Origin of the sequence: Acinetobacter sp. Tol 5, assembly GCF_019702905.1 — a bacterium.
GTDB lineage: Bacteria > Pseudomonadota > Gammaproteobacteria > Pseudomonadales > Moraxellaceae > Acinetobacter > Acinetobacter bereziniae.
This window is the reverse complement of sequence record NZ_AP024708.1, coordinates 1,782,078-1,806,018: the sequence shown is the minus strand read 5'-3', so window position 1 is coordinate 1,806,018 and position 23,941 is coordinate 1,782,078. Positions and strand designations below refer to the sequence as shown.

Sequence of the window (23,941 nt, the reverse complement as noted above, 5' to 3'; positions counted from 1 at the left end):
TGATTCAAAAGTACAAAATAAATAAATCATCCAAATCACTTTTATGAATAATCAGACGGTTTGACTATATTTATTTACCGCATGATTTGTCTTGGCGATTTGATTGGATCATCTATTTAGAAAATATGCTACACCGCTCAAAATGAACTTTTTTCTCAAGTCTTTGCAATTTGGACTTTTCGACCCACTTTTTTATATATTTATATATTGCGCTGATACCACTATTTTTCTATAGGTGTTGGCTATCTTTTTTATTTACACAACATTAGAGACTTTAATTTTTAATTATAGAAAAATAGAAATAAAGATAAAATCATATAAATAAAGATATTAAATTTATGTTCTAAACAATTAAAAAGTTGAAAATTAAATTTTATAAAACAATTTTATCTTATAAAAATCAAAAATTTAAAAATATATTTCACCTTAAAAAGCAAACTTGGCACACTCTCTGCAATATAACCATCAAGATATTAAAATTTACTTGAGGATGCTGTCATGGCGAACAAGACAATTTTTGCCTCGAAACAACAGGCAAAGCCAAAAACCATTGAATATAATGAAGCTGGTGGGCGTGCATATACATTAAAATCTCGTGCCGCATTAGCACAACTCACAGCGACAGGTACGCTGAATCAGACTTTTTATCAAAATGCACAAGTACAACTTGATCATATTCTCAACCTCGCACTTGAAGTAGAGCCTGCATTTGTTGCTAAAACTGCAATTTATGCACGTCAAAAAGCACAGATGAAAGATACACCTGTCGTATTATTGGCATTACTGTCTGAGCTAGATACGGAACTCTTTAAGCAAATCTTTCCATTAATTATTGATAATGGAAAACAGCTTAGAAATTTTGTACAAATCATGCGTTCAGGAATGATCGGACGTAAGTCTTTAGGTTCATTACCAAAACGTATGGTAAACGAATGGATTCTCTCTGCATCTGCTCAACAATTGCTTGCTGCCAATGTTGGGAACAGCCCTTCACTTGCTGATGTACTAAAAATGACGCATCCAAAACCGAAGACTGTTGAACAAGATGCATTTTTTGCTTATGTATTGGGTAAAGAATATCAGTTTGAACAGCTCCCTGCTCAAGTACAGGCATTGGAAAAGTTTCGATCAGGTGTAAGCACAGAATTGCCCAAAGTACCTATGCAACTTTTAACCCATCTGAATCTTACTACACAGCAGTGGGCAGAAATTGCCTGTCATGGTTCTTGGCAAATGCTTCGTATGAACTTAAATACGTTCTTACGTCACGATGTCTTCAAAATCAAAGGAATGACTAAAATCATTTCTGATAAATTGATGGATGAACAAGCGATTAAAAAAAGTCGTGTATTCCCCTATCAATTGATGATGGAATGGTCTGCACTTGCTGAAGGTATGCCACCTGAAATTGCCAAAGCATTAAAGTTTGCGGTGCAATGTTCAATTTCAAATGTACCTAAACTCCAAGGTAATGTTGTGATTGCGATTGATGTTTCTGGTTCGATGTCAAGTTCCATCACTGGTTACCGTCAGGGAGCAACCTCACAATTGCGTTGTGTGGATGTAGCAGCATTATTTGCGAGTGCATTTAAATATGTAAATCCAAATATTCGCTTGATGGCTTTTGATACTGAAGTACGTCAGTTATCCAATTTAAGCAAAGTGCAAGAATATTTGAAAAGAAAAAATCTGATGAAACAGCCAAATTTAGAAATTGATATTTTTGCTCTGGCAAAAAAATTTGCCAATATGTGTGGTGGAGGAACGGATTGTTCTAAGCCATTAGCACTATTGGTCAAAGAAAATGCCAAAGTCGATATGGTGATTTATTTCTCGGACAATGAATCTTGGGCAGATCAAATCCCAAGAGCGCATCGCCAAACAGGGATAATGCATTATTGGAAACAGTTAAAACAACTTAATCCTGATGCAAAACTGGTATGTGTTGATTTACAACCTTATGCGACAACTCAACTCCCCGAGCATAAAGATGTCATGAACATTGGTGGATTTTCAGATAACGTATTTAAATTGATTGAAAGTTTTGCCAATAATGAAATGCATGTAAATCATTGGATAAGTGAAATCGAAAACATAGACTTAACGCAAATTCAGTCACATGTTAGCTGAGTTTGCTCCCTCATTTAACATCTTGTATTCAAGTCTCTGCATCAAATGATGTAACTTGAGGCAATGATGTTAGATAAAAAGCACAAATGCCATAGGAACTACATTTTTCCAGAATGAAGTGTTTCTATATAAAGTTGTTGTGCTGAGTAAAACTGTTGCCAAATGCAGATAGAACTACATTACTTTGAATAATTGATGTTTTATCGAAAACTTGTTGGCAATATTTAATGCATAAAATGCGTTGAGGACTACATCTTTAATGCGTAGGTCGATGGTTCAAATCCATCCTTTTCATTCTTAGCTAAGATTGAAAAGTAGCTCAGCTGGATAGAGCAACGAAACGTCTTCAACATTTTGTTTATGCAATGCGGTAACCATGATTCAAGTACATCAAATGCAATGAGGACTACATTACTCGTTTGTCGGTGTTTCGATACCACCCTGTGTGGCAACACACAGTAGCTCAGTCGGTAGAGCCACGACCGTCCTCAACTCCTTGTTAATATATACTTGGTCATCATGAATCATGTTGTAATTAAGCAATTACAAATGCAGATCGGATTACATGGTAACGCTTTTGCGCAGGGTTCAAGTCCCGATCGTGATGACTCACGAAAATCTGATCAAAATTTGTTGTGATTGCGTTTTTTTAACGTAAGTTGAAAGTAACGACATCTTCAAATGATTGAAAAATAATGTTCTTAGCGGAGTCTTACTGCGCTTTTTTCTTTCTTTGGATCATACTGTCTCAGATAGTTACGGATAACACATCCAAGTATTTTATTTTACTAAAAGTTTTATCGAATGTAGGTAAACCTCATACAGATGAAACTGCATCAAGCCCGTGTTTTAAGAATATCGCTTGTGAATTGATCGACGATTTGCTAGTTTAATCGTTCAATTTAAAACCAGAGACAGGTGTCAGTCTTTAAAACGCAAAACATGTCTATTAAAGTCCTCGTGAAAGACGACAATCTCGATCTTGCTTTAGAGAAACTAAGAGTTAAAAAATACTATTTAGAAACCAACCACTGGTATAAGAAATGCCAGAATTATCATGAAAAACCGCCAAGTAAAAGTCGTAAAAAAAACGAACTGAAACTTTTACATGGGCACAGCCAAATTCTAGAAGATGATCCTCTCTCACTCAGGTTAAAAATCCATATCGAAGAACATTATCAACCCACTGATGATCATACGGTATGGGATATGAGCAAAGATTAAGAATCACAGATTTCATCAAACTCAGCTTGGGAGAAGAAATTCTCCCAAGCTAGATTTCGTACTATACTCTACAACATGATAGATACCCTGAATAATAACAATGCGTGCTTGGTTTGCTTTCCTCTTATTCCCTTTACTCATTTTTGTATTTTTATTTTTCTTCTATGTCATTTTTTTGCTTTCACTCACTTTGGGTTGCGGCTTCCATCAAGAGAACATCCCAACCTGCTCAAAAATTTATTATTTTTCAATTATATCAATCTTTCCAATTGCAATTTGGTTTGGCTATTTTACCACTAAATTTGCACCACATTGTGGAAGATATTTGCTGAGTAGTATTTATAACCTAATGTTTTCAACTACTTTATTTGCATATTTACAAGGCTCTAAAATAAACCTCATCTTTTCTATTGGTTTTAGCCTACTTTTCTTATTATGTTTAGGCATTGGTTGTTTTATATTTTATTTAAAATATAAAAATAGATAGATTACTATCTAAAATAATATTTAAATTTGCATAATTTTTTTTAAAATATGTATTTAAAGAAAAATTTAAATACATTTATTAATTAAACATCAATATCTTATAAAATAAAATCAATTAAAAAACAAAGTTGGCACACTCTCTGCAATATATAGAGCATACATCATGAGATGTATATAAATATCACCTGCCTGCAACCGCTTGGCAGGCAGGTTTTGCAAAGGATAAAAGCTATGACTATGTCAGTATCAGAACAAATTGAAAAACAAGCATCCAATGAGCGTGCTTATAATATTATTCAGGATAAAAAAGGTGTCCCTATAAAAATGTGGACCAAAGGTGTGCCTGTCGATGAAAAATCAAAAGAACAATTATTAAAGACAGCGCAAATGCCATTTATTTATAAATGGATGGCAGTGATGCCAGATGTACATGTCGGAATCGGAGCAACAATTGGGAGTGTTATTCCAACCAAAGGTGCAATTATTCCCGCTGCTGTTGGTGTAGATATTGGTTGTGGGATGATGGCAGCACGTACCTCGCTTACTGCATCAGACTTACCCGATAATTTACATGCACTGCGTACAGAGCTTGAACGCTTGATCCCACATGGAATGACCAAAGGTCGTGGTCGCCGAGATCGTGGGTCTTGGGATACACCAACAGCGCGAGTAGACCAAGCTTGGGCTGAGTTAGTGACTGATTTTGAATACATTTGTACGAAGCACCCGCGTTTAAAAAATACCAATAACCATAAACAGTTAGGTACTTTGGGGACTGGGAATCACTTTGTTGAAATCTGTTTAGACGAACATCAACAGGTGTGGATCATGCTACACTCAGGCTCTCGCGGTGTAGGAAATGCAATCGGTAATCACTTTATCGAACTGGCACGTAAAGATATGCAAAAGCATTTTATTAACTTGCCTGATAAAGATTTAGCTTATTTGGTAGAAGGTACGGAGCATTTTGACGACTATTGGTTTGCGGTTGGATGGGCACAACGTTTTGCCATGAAAAACCGTGAGTTAATGATGGAAGCGGCTGTACAAGCTTTGCGTATCATTATAAATAAACCCTTTAATGCTAAGGTTGAGGCGGTTAATTGTCATCATAATTATGTGGATAAAGAAGAACACTTTGGTCAAGAAGTACTGGTAACACGTAAAGGTGCTGTACGTGCCCGTTTGGGTGAGTATGGGATTATTCCGGGTTCAATGGGTGCTAAGTCATTTATTGTCAAAGGTAAGGGAAATCAGGAATCTTTCTGCTCATGTTCACATGGTGCTGGTCGTGTACATAGCCGTACTGCAGCGAAAAAGTTGTTTACTGTAGAAGATCAGATTGAACAGACCCAAGGTGTAGAATGCCGTAAAGATGCAGCCGTGATTGATGAGATTCCATCGGCATATAAGCCAATTGAAGATGTGATGAAAGCACAAAGCGATTTGGTTGAAGTGGTTTACACTTTAAGTCAGGTTGTTTGTGTAAAGGGATAATATCGTGATCACCAATATCTCCAATCCGAGCATAACTGAAATTCGAGCATGGGCATTTTCTGATACATATTTGCCTACCACAGAATGGGATTTATATTTGATCTGGAAAGATGAGTTATTACTTTTTTTGGAGCTTGCAATAGACCACAAATGCAATAAGCAGAATTATTTTAAGTATCTGCTTTATTATATGGTTGCTTATCAATTTAAAAGATTAAGTGACCCCTTTGAAAAAACTTTGATTTTACATCGGTATTTGAGTGAGTCTAAACAGATAAAGCATGGAGATATTCGTATCTGGAGAAATGATATTATAGCCTTACAACGAAATATTCACTCTTTTTCATATGCTGTATGGATTGAAAAAGGACTTATATATCATAAAGCTTTTTGTCTTTCCCAAATCGCTGCAAAATGAATGTGAGTAATGCCAATGGATCGCTATAAACAAATCGAAATCACTCGTTACAATCTTTTGGCGAACCAAGCAATCCATTTTGAATTACCACAAAAGCCCTACATTGTTGTGCTAGCAATACATAACAATAATGTAACTAATGATTGGCGCAATCAATGCAGTGATTGGATTGTAAAATCTAAACTATGCTATTGGGCTTTAGCTTGGGGGCATGAATGTTCAATTTGGGATGATGCATTAGATTACTCTTATTTAGAATTTTGTAATTATGATCTACCTGAAGACGATGATTATAATTTCATGACAACTTGGCATGAAAATCAAAATTTAGAAGATGTTATAGAGTTTGCCGAATCAATCCCCGTTGATACATTGCCTCAGCAAACCTTATATGAAATTGTGGTGTTAAATATCAATTAAAGATATAGGAAAAATAAAATGAAACTTGCAGAAGCACTTTTATTACGAAGCGATCAACAAAAGAAAATCGCTTCATTGAAACAACGTATCAATGCAAATGTATTGGTACAAGACGGTGATGAACCATCGGAAGATCCAAACGAGTTATTAAAGCAAGTATTTGCATTAACTCAAGAATCTCAAAAACTTGTTTATGCCATTCATCAAACCAATGCTTTGGCAAAATTAACGGATGGTCGTTCATTATTGGCTTTACTGACTCAACGTGATGAGCTTGTGGAGCGCCATAAAATTTTAACGTCTGCCATCAGCAACACTCAACGTGAACCAGATCGCTATAGTGCACGTGAAATCAAATGGCATAAGGTAATTCCAGTATCATCTTTGCAAAAACAATCCGATGATATTAGTGCCAAATTACGTGATTTAAATGTATTAATACAAGCCACAAACTGGCAAGTTGATTTACTGGACGTTTAAAGCGATCATTTAAAAGCTTTGATCGGCTTTAGCCGATCAGATTTGGAATATATTGGGCGAGTACAAGATCTAAGGCTGTATAGATTGAAATAAAAGTCAGCATCATTTTTGGGTAATGACAGCGAAGCGGATTTAGGGCGGAAACGAACCAATCAATCCATCACTAAGCATCATTTAAACCTTTGTGAATCAAAGTGACTATTTATATAGCATTACCACGTACTGACAATATATTTCACTTTTTCTCAAATGATTCGTCATTTGAGATCACCCGAACATACTGGGCGAGTGCAAGATCCTTTACCTCCACAACACAGGATTGAAAATAGTGTAGTGGCTTGATGAGCGAGCGGGTTAGCTTAAAACCATAAGCACAAATCAACCCATCACTACAAACAAGGCAAACCTTTGTGAAAGCAAAGTCACAATGCACCTAGCATTACCATGTACTGACAGTATGTTCACCTTTTTTTTGGAGTTTGAATGAATTACCCCTGTTCTTATTGTCATCATGACACTCGAGATCAGCCTCGGGTAATTTTGACTATGAAATTTGTCCCATTTGTCTTTGGGAATATGACTGTGTAGAAAACAATGATGCAAATTCAAAAGTGGAGCGAATGCGATCTCTTTAGCTGAGGCACAGTATAACGATCCATAATATGGTGTAAATGAATTACATTTTATAAAACATGTCCGAAAACCAAATGATTTAGCAAGAAATGATGAAATAGAAAATGAACACATTAGTAAAAAATAAAACCATCCAAATAGATGGCTCACTGGGCGAAGGCGGCGGGCAAATTTTAAGAACTGCGCTTTCCCTATCTATGCTAACAGGTATTCCTTTTGAGCTTATCAATATCCGTGCAGGTCGAAAGAAACCTGGCTTAATGCGTCAGCATTTGGTTTGCGTGCAAGCTTCTCAACGTATCAGTCATGCAATTGTTGAAGGTGCTGAGTTAAATTCACAAAAATTGTATTTTCAACCTCAACAGGTTCAGCCAGGAAAATATGATTTTCATATCGGTTCCGCAGGTAGCACAATTTTGGTTTTGCAAACATTATTACCAGCTTTAATGATGCAACCAGAAGTAAGTCAATTGAGTATTCACGGCGGAACACATAACCCTTTGGCACCCACAGCAGATTTTATTCGACATTGTTTCCTGCCTTTTATTCAAAAGCTTGGCATAGAAGTTGATTTTAAATGCGAACGCGCTGGCTTTTTTCCGATTGGTGCAGGTCAAATCAATATCACCATTCATCCATGGAACAATAAACTTGAGCAATCTATTTTAACCAAGGGTAAATTACTGGAAATAAATGGTTTTGCAGCAGCCTTAAACATCCAACAAGATATTGCAGATCGAGAGTTAGATGTCTTGAATAATAAACTTGGTTTAAATCAACGTAAACGTATTAATTTTCAAGGGATCAGTCAAGGCAACACTGCATTTGTTATCTTAAATTATGAACACCATCAGCAAGTCTTTTCAGCTTTAGGTGAAAAGAAAAAATGTGCTGAAAAAGTGGCACATGATTTAGCCAAAGAGGTGAAAGCCTATTTGAACTCACATGCTGTGGTTGATGAATATTTAGCCGACCAACTTTTATTACCTTTGGCTTTAGGCAAAGGTGGTGAATTTACAGCACAAGTATTGAGCGATCACACTAAAACCCAAGCTGAAATGATTCAAAAATTTTTAGACTGTGATATTCAGATCGAAGCATTAAACGATATTTTTAAGATTCGTGTGGTGACTTAATCTTTGCCTTATGATGGCTTAACCATTAAATTGCCCACCCTTTTAATCACTTATCCTAATGTGCCAATTCATATTAATTTTCATGTTTATTGGCACATTATGTAAATATTTATTATGACTATCCATTATATAATCAATACCTTAGATCAATGTATTTTTAAATTGAACTAAAATATTCAAATAAAGGATAAGGGAAATGAAGAAAGTTTTATTTGGGGCAATGTCTATGGTGCTTTTTACATCTTCAGCTTTTGCAGAGGATATCACAGGGACTTGGCGTTATATTGACGACAAAACAGGTGAAGCCAAAGGTTTGGTTAAAATCGAAAAACAAAGTAATGGAACTTATGCAGGAACAGCTTTAAAAGCAACACCACGTCCAGGCTATACACCTAAAGAATTTTGTACCAATTGCCCTGCCCCTTATACCAATAAACCGATCATTGGTTTACAAGTAATCTCTGGCTTAAAAACAGATGATCATGTGAATTACACCGATGGAAAAATCATTGATCCTGTTTCTGGAAAAATCTACCGCCTAAAAGGCAAGATCAGCCCGAATGGTAAAAAATTATTTCTTCGTGGTTATTTAGGTATTTCAGTCGTAGGTCGTAGCCAAACTTGGTTACGTGTAGAGTAATTTAACCTTTTCATTAAGACAGCTTATATAAGCTGTCTTTTTTATTTCACCCCAATAATAACGCTGAACACTTAGATTTAACTGTCTAAAGCAAGTTGATATAAAAAATCCAAATGGGTGGGAGCATCCCCCTTATCCAAATTCAAATCACTGGCACGACCACCTAATCGAAGTGCAGGCAGATAACAATACATTTGATCATGCGCTAATTTTCCATATTTTTCTTGTGCTTGGCTCAGCGCTGATTTTTCTAAAAACTGCTCTATGATTTCATCATCACACAACCATTCATTAAAAAAGTCATTCAATGACCAAACCGTTACTCCAATATCAGAATTGTGTGGATCCATAAATGAAATATCTTCATCGCCTGCATCGCTTAGACGCCGATAGTAGAACACTATTCCAAAAGCAGATATTGCAATAGGCAACCGCGTCATATCAAGTTCATCTTTCATTAACCATGACCACAATACGTCCTGATAACGTTCAGGATCAATGATCTGAATTAGACCATTCCCATAGAAACCAAAACCATGCTCACGCCAGAGCTCAAGCAAAGCATCTGGTAAATAAGATTGATATTTTTTAATAATTTCAATGTTGACTGTATTGCCCACCTGATCTACAGGAAACTTATCAATAAATGATTGTAATTGCATTGTTATTCTCAAACCTAAATTGCTTAACCAAGGCTCAAGCTTAGCCTTTCCACTCAAAACCACTAAAGGCATTATCTTGTTTTAAAGAATTTTCCACAGCATTTGCCAATTGCTTAATCATGCTTTGAGTGGCTATTTTTTTAAACCACACCTGCTCCTCATCTGCATGTGCAGAAATTTCACAGGTCAACAAACCTTGATCATTTAAACGACAATTCACACCTAAACCTATCGGATGATTTTCCACACTCACTGCCAAATCTTCATGAGAAGATGTCGTTTCCGCCTTAAAACCATATTGAGAAAGTTGTTTTAACAATAAATCCGTTACATACGCCTGAGTAACATGGCATGCATTTTGACCATAACCATTGCTTTTAACATGATTTTCGCAGTTTGCAGTAAATTGTAATGTTCTCATTGCTTCATCCAAAAGGCTTTATAGTTGTATGGTTTTAGAATAAGCAATATAAACAAAACAGCCAAGCTTTTGCTTGGCTGTTTTCAATTAATTATACAAATATTAGACAAGTATTATCGAGACACGATTCCACTTTATTCAGAAACTTGAATCTCAAGTCCAGCCTGATTCGAAAGCTGAGTGAATGTAGGGAAACTAGTGGCAACTGTTTCAGTTCCCATAATTTTAATCTCGCCAGAATTACGTAAACCAGCCATCGAGAAACTCATTGCAATACGATGATCATGATGTGATTCAATTTCACCACCAGTGAAAATCGCAGACCAGTCTCCTGACTTACCTTTTCCTTCGATGATGATGCCATCATCTGTAGGCGTACAATCTATACCTAAAGTCTTTAAACCATCAGCCATCACTTGAATACGGTCAGATTCTTTGACTCTTAATTCAGCTGCACCTGTCAGAACAGTTTGCCCTTCAGCACATGCAGCAGCAATGAACAAAGATGGAAATTCATCAATCGCCAATGGCACTTGATCTTCAGGCATATGAATACCTTTCAACGTACGCGTACCACGAATACGAATATCTGCAATCGGCTCACCGCCAGCGATGCGTTCATTTTCAACAGTGAGGTCTGCACCCATTTGTTTAAGAATTTCAATCACACCTGTACGTGTTGGGTTAATCCCAACGGCTTCAAGCGTAACATCTGAACCCTCTGTAATCGCAGCACCCACCATAAAGAAAGCAGCAGAAGAAATATCTGAAGGAACTTGAATCTCAGTTCCTACCAACTTTCCACCACCTTGCAGTGAAATACGATTTCCTTCTGTTTTTACTTCATAACCAAATGCACGCAACATACGTTCTGTATGATCACGTGTTGGTTCTGGTTCAGTAACAGATGTTTCACCTTCAGCCCATAAACCCGCCAACAGAATTCCTGATTTCACCTGTGCAGAAGCCATAGGTAAATCGTAATGAATTCCTTTTAATGCTTGAGCACCCGTAATAGAAACAGGCGGTGTACCACGTTCGCCCGTAGTTTGAATCTGTGCGCCCATTTCACGCAAAGGCTTGGCTATACGCTCCATTGGACGTTTAGACAAAGAAGCATCACCCGTCATAACAGAGTCAAATTGTTGTGCAGACAACATTCCTGAGAGCAAACGCATTGAGGTGCCCGAGTTCCCCATATACAATGCTGTTTTAGGCGCTTTTAAGCCATTGATTCCCACACCATGAATGGTCACTTCACCATTTTTCGGACCTTCAATACTTACCCCCATATCACGGAACGCTTGAAGTGTTGCTAAAGCATCTTCACCTTCAAGAAAGCCCGTCACATGTGTAGTTCCTTCAGCAATCGCTCCAAACATGATGGAACGATGAGACACTGACTTGTCACCTGGTATGGTAAATTTACCCTTAAATGTCTTCTCACCCGGCAAAATGGTAAATTGTTGTGTCACCTTATTTTTCTCCATCAAAGGTTTATTGGCGAGCATATGATTGAAATGTTGGCGTGCCGCTTGTGCATGACCAAGCAATCCCATCAAGGCTTGTGAATTTTCATCTTCAATCAGTTGACGCAAAGTTGCGAGTTGCGTTTCAAATCCATCTACAGCTTTGAGTATGGCTTTTTTATTGGCAAAAAAAATGTCATGCCACATTTGTGGATCACTGGCTGCAATACGTGAGAAATCTCGAAATCCACCAGCTGCATAGCGGAAAATATCTAAATTATCTTCACGGTTTGCAAGCTGTTCAACCAGATTAAATGCCATCAAATGCGGTAAATGACTGGTATGCGCCAAAACCTCATCATGCTTTTCAACATCCATACAAATCACTTCAGCTTTAGCTGCCTTCCAAAGTTGAATCAGCTTTTCAACAGCCCATTCCGCACTACTCGGTAACGGCGTTAAAATCACTTTGTGATTGGCAAATAAATCCACCTTACCTGCATGAACACCCGTATGTTCAGCACCAGCAATAGGATGTCCGGGTACAAAACCGACCGGAATATTCTGACCATATACAGCATGTGCAGCTTCGACCACATTGCCTTTGGTACTGCCTACATCGGTAATAATCGCATTTTCAGATAGATAAGGTTTTATTGTTTCGAGAATTTTTTGCGTTGCACGAACAGGCAAAGCCAAAACAATTAAATCTGCATCTCGAACTGCATCAACTGGATCACTAAAACCTTCAGAAATAATCCCTAAAGCTTTAGCATCTTCTAAGGTTTTTTTTGAACGTGTTGCAGCAACAACATTTTCTGCAAGATGTTCTGCTGCGATCACACGCGCCAAACTTGAGCCAATCAGCCCAAGTCCAATAAAAGCAACTTTTTTAAATAAAGGTTGTGACATGACGATTTTAAACTACCCTCTTCACAACAACTTTAAAGTACAGCGATTGGATAAGAACCCAGTACACGTACTTCTTTAACTAACGGACGTATATCCTCAATCGCAGCTTTAACATTGTCTTGTTCCACATGACCCTCTAAGTCGATGAAGAATACATATGCCCATTTCTCAGGCAATGCTGGGCGGGTTTCAATACTGGTCAGACTAATATTGTGCTTGGCAAATGGTGCAAGAATTTCCAACAAAGCACCAGCACGATCATGTGCTGAAATTAACAATGACGTTTTATCATTACCGCTTTGTGGAACTTTCTCACGCCCAATCACCAAGAAACGTGTTGTATTTTCAGGATTATCTTCAATATTGCCGTGCAAGATTTCCAAGTCATAAATACTTGCAGCGACATCAGATGCAATTGCTGCCGAATGCCATTCATTACGAATACGACGAGCAGCTTCCGCATTAGAACTTAAAGCAACACGCTCCACACCCGGATAATGAGCATCAAGCCATTTACGACATTGTGCTAAGGTTTGTTGATGCGCATAAATTTGTTTAATGCTGTCTTTACGTGTATTTGATGAAATCAGGAATTGATGATGAATACGTAATTCAACCTCACCAATCACATTCAAATGCGATGCTTTAAAACAATCTAATGTGTGGTTAACAACCCCTTCTGATGAGTTTTCAACGGGTACTAAACCATAGTGCGCACTTCCTGCTTCAACTTCACGGAATACTTCATCTATTGTTGGCAATGGGCGAACCACAGCATCTTGACCAAAATGTTTTAAGACTGCTGAGTGAGTATACGTTCCGACTGGACCCAAGAATGCAATACTTTGTGGTGCTTCAAGTGCTAAGCATGCCGACATAATTTCACGGAATAAACGAGCCATTGTTTGATCTGACAAGGGTCCTTCATTACGCTCCATAACTTTACGTAAAACTTGTGCCTCACGTTCTGGACGATAAAACAACGGATTCTCTTCTGATGCAAATTTTGCTTTAGCAACTGCTTCCGCCAGTTTTGCACGGCGATTGATGAGTTGTTGAATTTGTTGATCTACAGAATCAATATCTTCACGGATTTGAGCAAGATCTAGAGAAGTCGTTTTTTGATCATCGTTGATCATTGTTATATCGCCCTTTGAAAGTCAAGAATTACGAAAAGTCTAAGTTTTAGACCCAAAACAGTATAACAATAGTTCAGTTAAATTTGTTGAGCAATAACGCTTTTATCGATGATTCCGTTATTGCCACCACTTTGAATAAAATATCAGCAATGTATGAACAAACTCCGCTATCCATTACTTACAAAGTAGCTATGGAATTTTAAGCATTGCCCACTATGATTAAAATTAAAAGCGGATTTCGAGACAAAGAAAATGAATAAAAAAATCGCTGTTCTCATCACCCATGATTTCGAAGATACGGAATATCATCATCCCGTAGAAGCTTTTCGTGCCGCAAGTCATTCTGTTCGAAATATAGAAAAATCCGCAGGCAACATTGTCTATAGCCAACAACGTAAATCTTCCGTCAGTATAGATTTAGGTATAGATGATATTTCAGTTAAAGATTTTGATGCCTTAATGATTCCAGGCGGGCAATCACCTTATCATTTAAAGAAAGATCCGCGTTTCATTGATTTTCTCCGCAGTTTTGCCAATGCACAAAAACCGATTTTTCTGTGTTGTTACAGCCCTCAACTCTTGATCGACGCACAGATTGCAATTGGTCGTCGTTTGACCTCGATTGATGAATTGATCAAAGAATTAAAAGATGCGGGCGCGGTTATTTTTGATCGTGAAGTTGTGAACGACAATAATCTTTATATTTCTTCACGTTCGACCTATGAATTGCCCGTTTTTATCGATGAATGTTTAAATGTACTGAGCGTTTAATTGAATTTTTATTCACTGTTCAGCATTAAACCAAAGATACATTTTAAGCCTTGCATTCAAATTTAACCTGATAATTTCTTGTTATTGATTAAATAGATAAAGCAATTGAGAATAAAATACTGTCGCCTAAGTAGATTTTTTCTTTGTTACGAATTTCTGCTTTAAGTGGTAGCAAATAACCTTCTGATTGCTTGTCTGGAAATATTGAAGTTTTCCATACACTTTGCCCTACTATCACAGTAACCGATATAAGACCCCAACTTTGCCTTTGAAGTAGATAGTTTTTTATTTCCATGGCTTGATGTTTAGGAATAATCACATAGTGCCAGCCACCAGCACCAGAATAGCGTTGAACGGTGGATTCAACTGAAAATTGTATTTCATTGTCAATCATTTAATTTTCTCTAAAATTTAAACTTTCCTCATGATTATATGTATTCCTTTTACACCCCTCTAAGAACAATCAATATGATTACCTTATCCTAAATTCGATATAAAATTCTTGATAAAATATCATACTCAAAAACACATCCGTAACTGTTTGAGGCAGAACTACTTTTATAAAATTCTTATTTTTAATCGTTTAATTTAAACCACTTCAAGTCTTGATCATAAAAATAAAAACTGCACATGCTCCCTAAAAAGCATGAACAGTTTAGATATTCATTTTTCTTAAAAAAATTAACGACCGATGATTCCACGAGCGACGATTTCTTTCATAATCTCATTTGTTCCTCCATAAATACGTTGAATACGGGCATCTACAAAGAAACGAGAAATTGGATATTCCGTCATATAGCCATAACCACCAAAGAGTTGCAGCAAACTATCGATAATTTTCATTTGCATATCTGTACTGAAACTTTTCAAAGCCGCCGCAGTTTCGACATCCAATTTATTTTCTTTATACAATGCTAAATTCTGATTATAAAATGCTGCAGTTGCCAATTCGTCAATTTTAGCTTGTGCTAAAACAAATCGAGTATTTTGAAAACTACCAATTTTCTGACCAAATGCTTGGCGCTCTTGCACATATTGAGTCGTTACATCAATTGCTCCACGAATCGCACCCAATGCTGTTGCAGCAATTGCAGTACGTTCACGAGGAAGTTCTTGCATCAAATAAGCAAAACCTTGACCAGCATTGCCCAATAACTGGTTGGCAGGAACTTTCACATTATCAAAGAATAATTCCGAAGTATCTTGAGAGTGCAACCCAATTTTATCGAGATTGGTTCCCTTTTTAAAACCATCCAAGTGAGTATCGACCAATAACAATGAAACACCTTTGGCACGAGCTTGTGGATCTGTTTTTGCTGCCAATACGACTAAATCTGCATGCTGACCATTTGAAATGAAGGTTTTAGAACCATTCAATAGATAATGATCACCATTCAAAATAGCACTGCTGCGCATACCTTGTAAGTCCGAACCTGCACCAGGTTCAGTCATCCCAATAGCACCGACGACCTCACCAGCGACCATTTTAGGTAACCAGTATTGCTTCTGTTCTTCATTGGCAATATGCAAAATATAAGGCGCTGCGATTTCAGAGTGACAAGAGATTGCTGTAGATAATGCACCATAACCTGCACGCGCCGACTCTTCAACCAACATCAAAGAGTATTCCGTTGGTACGCCATAACCGCCATATTGCTCAGGAACATCGACACAAAGATAGCCATTTTCACCCAATAATGACCACACTGATCGTGGCATCAAGCCTTCTTTTTCCCATTGCTCATAAAATGGAGCAACATGTTCTGCCATAAAGCGTTTGAAGTTATCACGAAAAAGTTCTAAATCTGCATCATATGCCAACATGTTTATATTCCTTTCAACCTGAGTTTTTGATTTTATGATGTCTAGCATCCTAATCATTTTTTTTAAGCTTGTCATGATCGCATGAGGTCATTTTTTTTTTGGCACTTTTGCCAATCCATAAAGCTGCTTTATAAGACTTTGTTATAAAAAAAGAGCAATTGGTTTAAACCAATTGCTCTTTGGTGATATATCGAGATTTCGATCATTTGCTTATAGTCAAACCGCCTGATTATTCATACAATAGATTTGGATGATTCATTTATTTTGTACTTTTGAATCATAAACAGTATTGCTATCACGAGGCGACATGGATGTCGCCATGTTGAGCGGGGGTATTAGGATGTACCCCTCGCTCAACGGAAGATTTTTGTTACTTTTCATCTCTGAAAAGTAAAGTATCACCTACGCAAAACAATTTAAACTTTAGAGCTAAAGCGTGGCATTGCTAGCTTTATATCATCAAACAATATATTGATCGCTTTAATTTTATTGATCAACAGAAATGATATTCTACTGTATGAATTTTTCAACAGATTGACTATAGATTAAAACAAACGAATTAGAACTTATTGTCTCTCAGCATAGGAAGTGAAGAATTCAATTTAGTCACTTCATTGAATAATTTTCCGACAAGAGATGGAATTAAGGCATCTGCCATTTGCGCTGCTTGTAAACCAAGTTTCTCACCCAATGTCGGTTTACGACGTGTTTGAATCACATAAACATCGTGTTGTGGGAGCAAACTCAGTAAATATTCATCCGAAGTCTGTAACTTATCGACCAAGTTCAAATCACGTGCATCTTCACCATACCAATGCTCGCCTGTGGCTACTTTTTCCACATTCAATTGCGGACGATATTTTTCAACAAAATGTTTAAATAATTGATGGGTTTGTTGTAGTTCTTCTTCAAATTTAGCTTTGCCTTCAGGTGTATTTTCACCAAACATTGTCACGGTACGTTTAAACTGCCCTGCGGTATATAGTTCAAAATCAACATGGTGCTCTTTTAACAGTCGATTAAAGTTAGGCACTTGCGCAACCACACCAATCGAACCCACTACAGCAAATGGCGCAGAAACAATTTCACTGGCAATACACGCCATCATATAACCGCCACTAGCAGCAACTTTGTCCACACAAATAGTCAAGTGAAAACCAGCATCACGTAAACGAACCAATTGTGCTGCTGCCAAGCCATAACCATGGACCATTCCACCTGGGCTTTCTAAACGCACGATTACTCGATCTCGCCCAGCTTTTGCTGTTGCTAAAATCAAGGTAATTTCTTCACGTAAATTCTCTACAGCAGAAGCTTGAACATCACCTTTAAAATCTAAAACATAGATTTTTTGATTATGCTTTTTACGTACACGTGCTTCTTTGACCAATTGTTGTGTCAACTGCAAAAGCTCAAGTTTAGATGCAGTTGATTGAGCAATTCTTTTTCTTTGTTCATTAATTCGTGCATTTAAATGACTAATACGAATTTCTGCGGGAACTTTAGGTAAATGAAATAACATAGAATTTATAATCTCGAATATCTGGATAAATGCTTTTCCATTAAGATGCGGACGGATTGAATAAATTTCAATACATATTTTGAAAAATTCGACAAATCTCTAGTCACTTTACGTGCCACTTATTGTTTTGCTAACACCGATTCAGGTTTAAAATACAGGTGTAAAAATTATAGATGTTTTCCAATTTGTTTAACGCAGATCAGCAATCCAAAATTTTAGTTATAAAACGTATATATTTTTTTTATAAAAAATTAACTACCTCCAAGATTAACGATACTTTTACTTAAAATAATCCACTTTTTATTAATCGTTTTTACGTCTAAATAAATGATGATTAATTCATAAAAATATAGTCATCAATGATACAAAACAGCTTTCAATGCTTTTTATATAACCTTATGCCAATCTTTGTAGGACAAATTCACAAAAAAAACATAGACATGATTTTTCCAACTACATCATACAAAAATAAAATACTAGGTATTTAATTTATTGATAATTTGATATTTATCACATTTTTTTATCTAAATAACATATTTGTTATTTTAATTTATTTATTTAAAATCAACACGTTAAAACGAGAATCACATTTTTTAATTTTATGGTTTTTTAATAATCATTTCTTTAGGAAATGTTGAATTTTATCAACATCAAGGATAAGGAATGAGTATGGATATCTCTTCACACGATGAACACCTACCACCTAAAAAGCAAAAGTTTTATCAAATCCTGTATGTTCAAGTCATTTTTGCAATCGTACTTGGTATCCTTTTAGGGCACTTTTGGCCTGATATTGGTGCGAGTTTAAAACCTTTAGGTGATGCCTTCATCAAATTGGTTAAAATGATTATTGCGCCGGTAATTTTTCTGACAGTGGTCACAGGAATTTCAGGCATGAAACATATGGGAACAGTAGGTCGTGTTACTGGTAAAGCGATGCTTTACTTCATAACATTTTCTACACTGGCATTAATTGTCGGTATGATTGTTGCCAATATTATTCAACCTGGACATGGTTTAAATATTGATCCAACAACATTAAAATCAGACAAAGTGGCTGAATACGCTGAGAAAGCACACGATGCGTCTATCGTTGATTTCTTAATGAATATCCTTCCTACCACCATCCTTAGCCCGCTAACCAGTGGTGACATTCTGCAAGTCCTTTTTGTTGCTGTACTATTTGGTTTGTCTCTTGCTGCGGTGGGTGAAAAAGGTCAGCCTATTGTTGATTTTTTAAATAACTTAACAGCACCAGTATTTCACTTGGTGGGAATGCTGATGAAATTTGCACCGATTGGTGCATTCGGTGCTATGGCATTTACAATTGGTAAATATGGTATTGAAAGTATTGGTAATCTTTTACTTTTAATCATGACTTTCTACATTACTGCATTGTTGTTTATTCTGGTTATTTTAGGTGCTGTTGCACGCTATAATGGATTTAGAATTACAGACCTGATTCGTTATATCAAAGATGAATTGTGGCTGGTGCTTGGAACGAGTTCTTCTGAAGCAGCACTTCCATCGTTAATGCGTAAAATGGAAAAAGCTGGTTGTGAAAAATCTGTGGTGGGACTCGTAGTTCCAACAGGTTACTCATTCAATCTGGATGGTACCAATATCTATATGACGATGGCTGCCCTATTTATCGCACAGGCATGTAATATTGATTTGAGCATTCAAGATCAAATTCTTTTGTTACTTGTAGCAATGCTCAGCTCTAAAGGTGCTGCTGGTGTAACTGGCGCAGGTTTTATTACTTTGGCTGCAACACTTTCTGTCGTTCCTGCTGTGCCTGTTGCGGGTATGGCTTTAATCCTTGGTATTGACCGCTTTATGTCAGAGTGTCGCGCACTAACCAATTTAGTCGGTAATGCTTGCGCAACAATCGTTGTAGCGCGTTGGGACAATGCATTAGACAAAGATAAATTGGCTGCCGCATTCGCTCACCCACCAAAGTCACATTATGATGAAAAAGCAGTAGAACAACATCGTGAAGACCCAATGGACTAGTTAAAAATTGAGTATAAAAAAGAGCCATCAGGCTCTTTTTTATTGATCTAAATTTAATGACCACACAATTGATTCGTTTAAACTGCGCCGATACAGGTGCTTCAATCATGCATATATCCCCAATATACTCATCTGATTTTGAAATCAGTCGGTGTCCTAAATAAAAATATTCCTTTTTCATTCAATGATGATCATTCATGCCAATTAGATTGATTTATTTGCTTACTCAAACAGTCTGGATTGATCTATTTCACAGCATTATTTAATAGGTATTGATTATTCATCTGCGGATCAAAACAATATTTTTTAAATATAAAAAAGAGCCTTTCGGCTCTTTCATTTTAATACTTCGCTGAACTTAACCAAAACGACCTGTAATATAAGCTTCAGTCAATTGATGATCTGGTTGTGTAAATACTTTCTCTGTGGAATTCACTTCAATCAAATCACCCAAGTGGAAGTATGCAGTTCGATCAGATACACGCGCTGCCTGTTGCATTGAGTGAGTCACGATTGCAATAGTGTATTGAGTAGAAAGTTCAGAAATCAACTCTTCAACTTTTGCAGTTGCAATTGGGTCCAAAGCTGAGCACGGCTCGTCCATTAAAATCACTTCAGGGCTTACAGCTATGGTACGTGCGATACACAAACGTTGTTGTTGACCACCAGAAAGACCCGTACCCGGTTGGCTTAGTCGATCTTTAACCTCATCCCACAGACCTGCTTTACGCAAACTGTTTTCAACAATTTCCTCTAAATCGTACTTATCTTTTGCCAAACCGTGTAGTTTTGGACCATAAGCAACATTATCAAAAATTGATTTCGGAAATGGATTTGGCTTTTGGAAAACCATACCGACTTGTGCACGTAACAGCACCACATCAAGATTTGGGTCATAGATATCTTGGTTATCTAAACGTACTTTACCCGTCACACGACAGCTATCAATCGTATCATTCATACGATTCAAAGTACGTAAAAATGTTGATTTACCACAACCTGATGGACCAATAAATGCAATCACTTCATTTTCATAAACTTGAAGATCAATACCTTTAATCGCTTCTGATTCACCATAGTAAACATGTACATCTTCAGCACTAAGTTTGACTGTCGTATTTTTTTCTTTCTTCGGTGTTGAAGATTCAAACTGAGAGACAAAAGATGTATTTGCTTGCTTTTGTTGATGCTCAGTGGATGTAAATTGAGATTGTTCAGAATTCACGGTTGTATCCTGTTTTAAGGAATTTTTAGTTTCTACAGTATTCATCTATTCTGCCCTCTTTTACCAACGAACTTCAAATTTCTTACGTAACCAAATTGCAAAGCTGTTTAAACCCACCATTAGTGCCAATAACACAATGATTGCAGCAGCTGTACGACCTTCAAAGAAGTTACGCAATTCATTACCTTGCCATAAGTAAACTTGAACAGGTAAAGCTGTAGATTGATCGAGTGGAGATACTGGAATATTCGCAACGAATGCACTCATACCAATTAACAGCAACGGTGCTGTTTCACCCAGTGCATGAGCAATACCAATAATCGCACCTGTCATAATTCCCGGTAATGCCAAAGGAAGTACATGATGAAATACGGTTTGCAAACGCGAAGCGCCTATACCAAGTGCCGCTTGGCGAATTGATGGGGGTACTGCTTTAAGTGAAGCACGTGTAGTAATAATGACCGTTGGTAAAGTCATTAAACTGAGCACCAAACCACCGACCAGCGGTGCTGATATAGGCAGATGCATCCAACCAATAAAGATCGCTGCACCCAGCAGACCAAATACAATCGATGGAACTGCTGCAAGGTTATTGATGTTGACTTCAATAATGTCTGTAATAAAGTTCTTTGGTGCAAATTCCTCTAGGTAAATCGCACTTGCAACACCCAATGGAATAGAAATCACAATCACAATCAACATCATGAATAATGAACCCATGAATGCACCCGCCAAACCAGCCGTTGCTGGTGAACTACGTGAATCTGGGTTGGTAAACATTTGCGTGTTGAACGTACGACTGATAATGCCTTTCGCAGCCAAATCATCTGAAAGCTTACGTACTTCAGGGCTTAACTGTTGCTGATCATCTGGTAATGAACGATCGATATGTCCTGCTAACCAAACATCAATGTTTGCGTCTGCAAGGAAATTTAATTCAACTTTTTTACCCACTAAAGATGGATCTTTAAAAACCATATCACGAATACGATATGCTTCAGAGCTGGTATAAAGGCTAGAAAGGTCGTCACGACGACTTTCAAGTGATGGATCTTTAGAAATAATGCCGTTTACAATCAACGCATCCCAATCCACCATACCCATTTTAGTTTGCCAGTCTACATAGCGCTCTTGAAACACAGCTGGAGACTCGCCGACTTTTTGTGTTGGTTTTGGACCCGCATCAATCACAGTTGGATCAAAATAGACAGGTACGGTCATACTTGCTTGCCAAAATGCAGGAAGCCCCTTGTATAAGATACTTCCAAACAAAATCGCGACAAATGCCAGTCCCATAATCACGGCAGAAAAGCCAACAAAACGGAATGTCTTTTCTTTACGATGACGTTTTGATAATGAACTTGCGATTTTAGCTTTACGCTTTTCACGTAGTTCTGCGGCAACTTGAGGATCAAATACATTTTGATCCACTGGAGATGTATTTGATGTACTCATTCGTATTGCTCACGGTATTTACGCACAATGTAAAGTGCAACAATGTTTAGACACAATGTAATAGTGAATAGCGTCAGACCCAATGCAAAGGCAACCAATGCCTGTGGGCTTGCAAAATCAGTATCGCCAGTTAACTGTTTTACAATCGTTACGGTTACCGTAGAAACAGCTTCAAGTGGATTGATATGTAGTAAAGGACTGTTTCCTGCCGCAAGTACAACAATCATGGTTTCACCAATAGCACGTGATACAGCAAGCAAGAATGCGCCAGTAATCCCCGGCAACGCCGCAGGAAGTACCACTTGGCGTATTGTTTCAGACTTGGTCGCTCCCAAACCCAAAGAACCATCACGTAATGATCTAGGGACTTGAGTGATAATGTCATCTGAAAGTGAAGATACAAATGGGATAATCATGATTCCCATTGCAAAACCAGCAGTAAGTGCGCTGGTTGCATTCACTTCAATACCAATTGAATCACCAATTGATTTAAAGATTGGACCGATCACCATCATGGCAAATACACCATAAACGATGGTTGGGATACCTGCCAAAACCTCAATCGTTGGTTTAGCCCATGAACGGAATCTAGGTGATGCATACTCAGCGAGATAAATTGCAATCATTAAACCCAATGGAACAGCAACCAATAAAGCAATACCACTGACCATGAGTGTTCCCCATAGTAATGGTAGTAAACCATAACTACCTTCAGCATTTCCTGAAGTGCTAAAACCTGGATTCCACTCTGTACCAAAGAAGAAGTCAATTGGACTGACAAAATGGAAAAAGTGCATCGCTTCGCTGAACATCGACATCACGATGCCTACTGTAGTAAGAATTGCAACGCCAGAACATAAAATCAAAACTACGTTAATGGTTTTTTCAACTTCATTACGTGCACGGAATTGTTGGCTAATTCTTTTTCTTGCCCACACTAATCCCAAGATTGCTGCACAGACCACAACAGCAAATTTGGCAAAAGAACTGATTCTTTCAAACTTTGCTAATTGTTCTGCAGCGGCAACTTCATAGGCTGCAGGCGTATCTGTTACACCAAAACCAGAAGCAATTGCCTTGATGCGATCTACAAGTACATCTACTCCAGCCGTATCAAGAGATGCAGCAACATTTGCTGGAACATTCTTTAGAATTAAATGTTGTAAAACACTTGGTTCTACCAAATTCCAAACAATTAAAATTAAAAAAGCTGGGATTCCACACCACAACGCCACCAAAGAACCATAATAGCCTGGACGTGAATGTAAAACTGCAGTGTTATTTCCCTTACCTGCTAGGCTTCGGCTTTTTCGTAGCCCAATTTGATATGCGATAGCAATTAAAGCTAATAACACGCCAATGAGTAGCAGATTCATGTATTCTCCACCGTTTTTTCAATCTTAATTATTTGAAAAAACTCTGCTTAGCAATGAAAGCCGATGGTAGTCTCCCACCATCAGC

21 protein-coding genes are annotated in these 23,941 nt (G+C 37.4%); 11 read left to right on the top strand and 10 right to left on the bottom strand.

The features are described 5' to 3' along the window. Positions 1-498 precede the first annotated feature (498 nt). The 9 genes from TOL5_RS08310 to TOL5_RS08270 all read left to right on the top strand — a co-directional run bounded on the left by TOL5_RS08310 (position 499) and on the right by TOL5_RS08270 (position 9,064). On the top strand, positions 499-2,130 hold the full coding sequence (locus TOL5_RS08310) for a TROVE domain-containing protein (protein WP_121775275.1): 1,632 nt from the start codon (positions 499-501) through the stop codon (positions 2,128-2,130). A gap of 942 nt (positions 2,131-3,072) precedes the next feature. Beyond that, a complete protein-coding gene (locus tag TOL5_RS08305) occupies positions 3,073-3,354 on the top strand; it encodes a hypothetical protein (RefSeq protein WP_058970784.1) in 282 nt (93 codons plus the stop codon). Between the two features lie 723 nt (positions 3,355-4,077). Continuing rightward, on the top strand, positions 4,078-5,337 hold the full coding sequence (locus TOL5_RS08300) for an RtcB family protein (protein WP_121775277.1): 1,260 nt from the start codon (positions 4,078-4,080) through the stop codon (positions 5,335-5,337). A gap of 4 nt (positions 5,338-5,341) precedes the next feature. Next, positions 5,342-5,755: a hypothetical protein gene (locus tag TOL5_RS08295; RefSeq protein ID WP_151806529.1), complete on the top strand. Its 414-nt coding sequence runs from the start codon at positions 5,342-5,344 to the stop codon at positions 5,753-5,755. Positions 5,756-5,770: 15 nt separating this feature from the next. Next, positions 5,771-6,175 carry a DUF7684 family protein gene (locus TOL5_RS08290; RefSeq protein ID WP_171428663.1) on the top strand — a complete coding sequence of 135 codons (405 nt, stop codon included), beginning with the start codon at positions 5,771-5,773 and terminating at the stop codon, positions 6,173-6,175. 18 nt (positions 6,176-6,193) lie between these two features. Next, positions 6,194-6,655 carry a DIP1984 family protein gene (locus TOL5_RS08285; protein WP_042089631.1) on the top strand — a complete coding sequence of 154 codons (462 nt, stop codon included), beginning with the start codon at positions 6,194-6,196 and terminating at the stop codon, positions 6,653-6,655. 551 nt (positions 6,656-7,206) lie between these two features. Then, positions 7,207-7,290, top strand: coding sequence for a hypothetical protein (locus TOL5_RS22450; protein WP_227544100.1), 84 nt, complete (start codon positions 7,207-7,209; stop codon positions 7,288-7,290). A gap of 102 nt (positions 7,291-7,392) precedes the next feature. After that, entirely contained in the window at positions 7,393-8,424 is a 1,032-nt protein-coding gene (rtcA, locus tag TOL5_RS08275) for an RNA 3'-terminal phosphate cyclase (protein WP_121775272.1), read from the top strand. Positions 8,425-8,620: 196 nt separating this feature from the next. After that, positions 8,621-9,064 (top strand): DUF2147 domain-containing protein, encoded by a 444-nt coding sequence (locus tag TOL5_RS08270; RefSeq protein WP_005032276.1) that lies wholly within the window; start codon positions 8,621-8,623, stop codon positions 9,062-9,064. A gap of 77 nt (positions 9,065-9,141) precedes the next feature. On the opposite strand, the gene TOL5_RS08265 is transcribed toward TOL5_RS08270, so the two are convergent. The 4 genes from TOL5_RS08265 to pheA form a co-directional block, all read right to left on the bottom strand. After that, positions 9,142-9,726: a GAD-like domain-containing protein gene (locus tag TOL5_RS08265; protein WP_009585273.1), complete on the bottom strand. Its 585-nt coding sequence runs from the start codon at positions 9,724-9,726 to the stop codon at positions 9,142-9,144. 40 nt (positions 9,727-9,766) lie between these two features. After that, a complete protein-coding gene (locus TOL5_RS08260) occupies positions 9,767-10,147 on the bottom strand; it encodes a hypothetical protein (protein WP_004824521.1) in 381 nt (126 codons plus the stop codon). A gap of 134 nt (positions 10,148-10,281) precedes the next feature. Next, a complete protein-coding gene (locus TOL5_RS08255; protein WP_121775271.1) occupies positions 10,282-12,528 on the bottom strand; it encodes a bifunctional prephenate dehydrogenase/3-phosphoshikimate 1-carboxyvinyltransferase in 2,247 nt (748 codons plus the stop codon). 32 nt (positions 12,529-12,560) lie between these two features. Further along, positions 12,561-13,667 (bottom strand): prephenate dehydratase, encoded by a 1,107-nt coding sequence (pheA, locus tag TOL5_RS08250; RefSeq protein ID WP_004824524.1) that lies wholly within the window; start codon positions 13,665-13,667, stop codon positions 12,561-12,563. Between the two features lie 252 nt (positions 13,668-13,919). Here pheA and TOL5_RS08245 point away from each other — a divergent pair, with 252 nt between their 5' ends. Then, the gene (locus TOL5_RS08245) at positions 13,920-14,438 is read left to right on the top strand and encodes a DJ-1/PfpI/YhbO family deglycase/protease (protein ID WP_005032287.1); all 519 of its coding nucleotides are present in this window, start codon (positions 13,920-13,922) and stop codon (positions 14,436-14,438) included. Between the two features lie 88 nt (positions 14,439-14,526). On the opposite strand, the gene TOL5_RS08240 is transcribed toward TOL5_RS08245, so the two are convergent. The 3 genes from TOL5_RS08240 to sohB form a co-directional block, all read right to left on the bottom strand. Beyond that, a complete protein-coding gene (locus tag TOL5_RS08240; RefSeq protein WP_121775270.1) occupies positions 14,527-14,832 on the bottom strand; it encodes a DUF1905 domain-containing protein in 306 nt (101 codons plus the stop codon). A 287-nt stretch (positions 14,833-15,119) separates the two neighbouring features. After that, positions 15,120-16,262 carry an acyl-CoA dehydrogenase family protein gene (locus TOL5_RS08235; RefSeq protein WP_005032291.1) on the bottom strand — a complete coding sequence of 381 codons (1,143 nt, stop codon included), beginning with the start codon at positions 16,260-16,262 and terminating at the stop codon, positions 15,120-15,122. Positions 16,263-16,821: 559 nt separating this feature from the next. Then, positions 16,822-17,793: a protease SohB gene (sohB, locus tag TOL5_RS08230; RefSeq protein WP_257790589.1), complete on the bottom strand. Its 972-nt coding sequence runs from the start codon at positions 17,791-17,793 to the stop codon at positions 16,822-16,824. A gap of 660 nt (positions 17,794-18,453) precedes the next feature. On the opposite strand from sohB, the gene TOL5_RS08225 reads away from it, so the two are divergent. Continuing rightward, the gene (locus TOL5_RS08225; RefSeq protein ID WP_009585284.1) at positions 18,454-19,800 is read left to right on the top strand and encodes a dicarboxylate/amino acid:cation symporter; all 1,347 of its coding nucleotides are present in this window, start codon (positions 18,454-18,456) and stop codon (positions 19,798-19,800) included. Positions 19,801-20,158: 358 nt separating this feature from the next. On the opposite strand, the gene pstB is transcribed toward TOL5_RS08225, so the two are convergent. The 3 genes from pstB to pstC are packed head-to-tail and all read right to left on the bottom strand — an operon-like array spanning position 20,159 to position 23,856. Continuing rightward, positions 20,159-21,070, bottom strand: coding sequence for a phosphate ABC transporter ATP-binding protein PstB (gene pstB / locus TOL5_RS08220; RefSeq protein WP_004824538.1), 912 nt, complete (start codon positions 21,068-21,070; stop codon positions 20,159-20,161). Between the two features lie 15 nt (positions 21,071-21,085). Next, positions 21,086-22,480 (bottom strand): phosphate ABC transporter permease PstA, encoded by a 1,395-nt coding sequence (gene pstA / locus TOL5_RS08215; RefSeq protein ID WP_005032298.1) that lies wholly within the window; start codon positions 22,478-22,480, stop codon positions 21,086-21,088. Beyond that, on the bottom strand, positions 22,477-23,856 hold the full coding sequence (gene pstC, locus TOL5_RS08210) for a phosphate ABC transporter permease subunit PstC (protein ID WP_004824542.1): 1,380 nt from the start codon (positions 23,854-23,856) through the stop codon (positions 22,477-22,479). The genes pstA and pstC overlap by 4 nt, the downstream gene beginning before the upstream one ends. Positions 23,857-23,941: the final 85 nt, after the last annotated feature.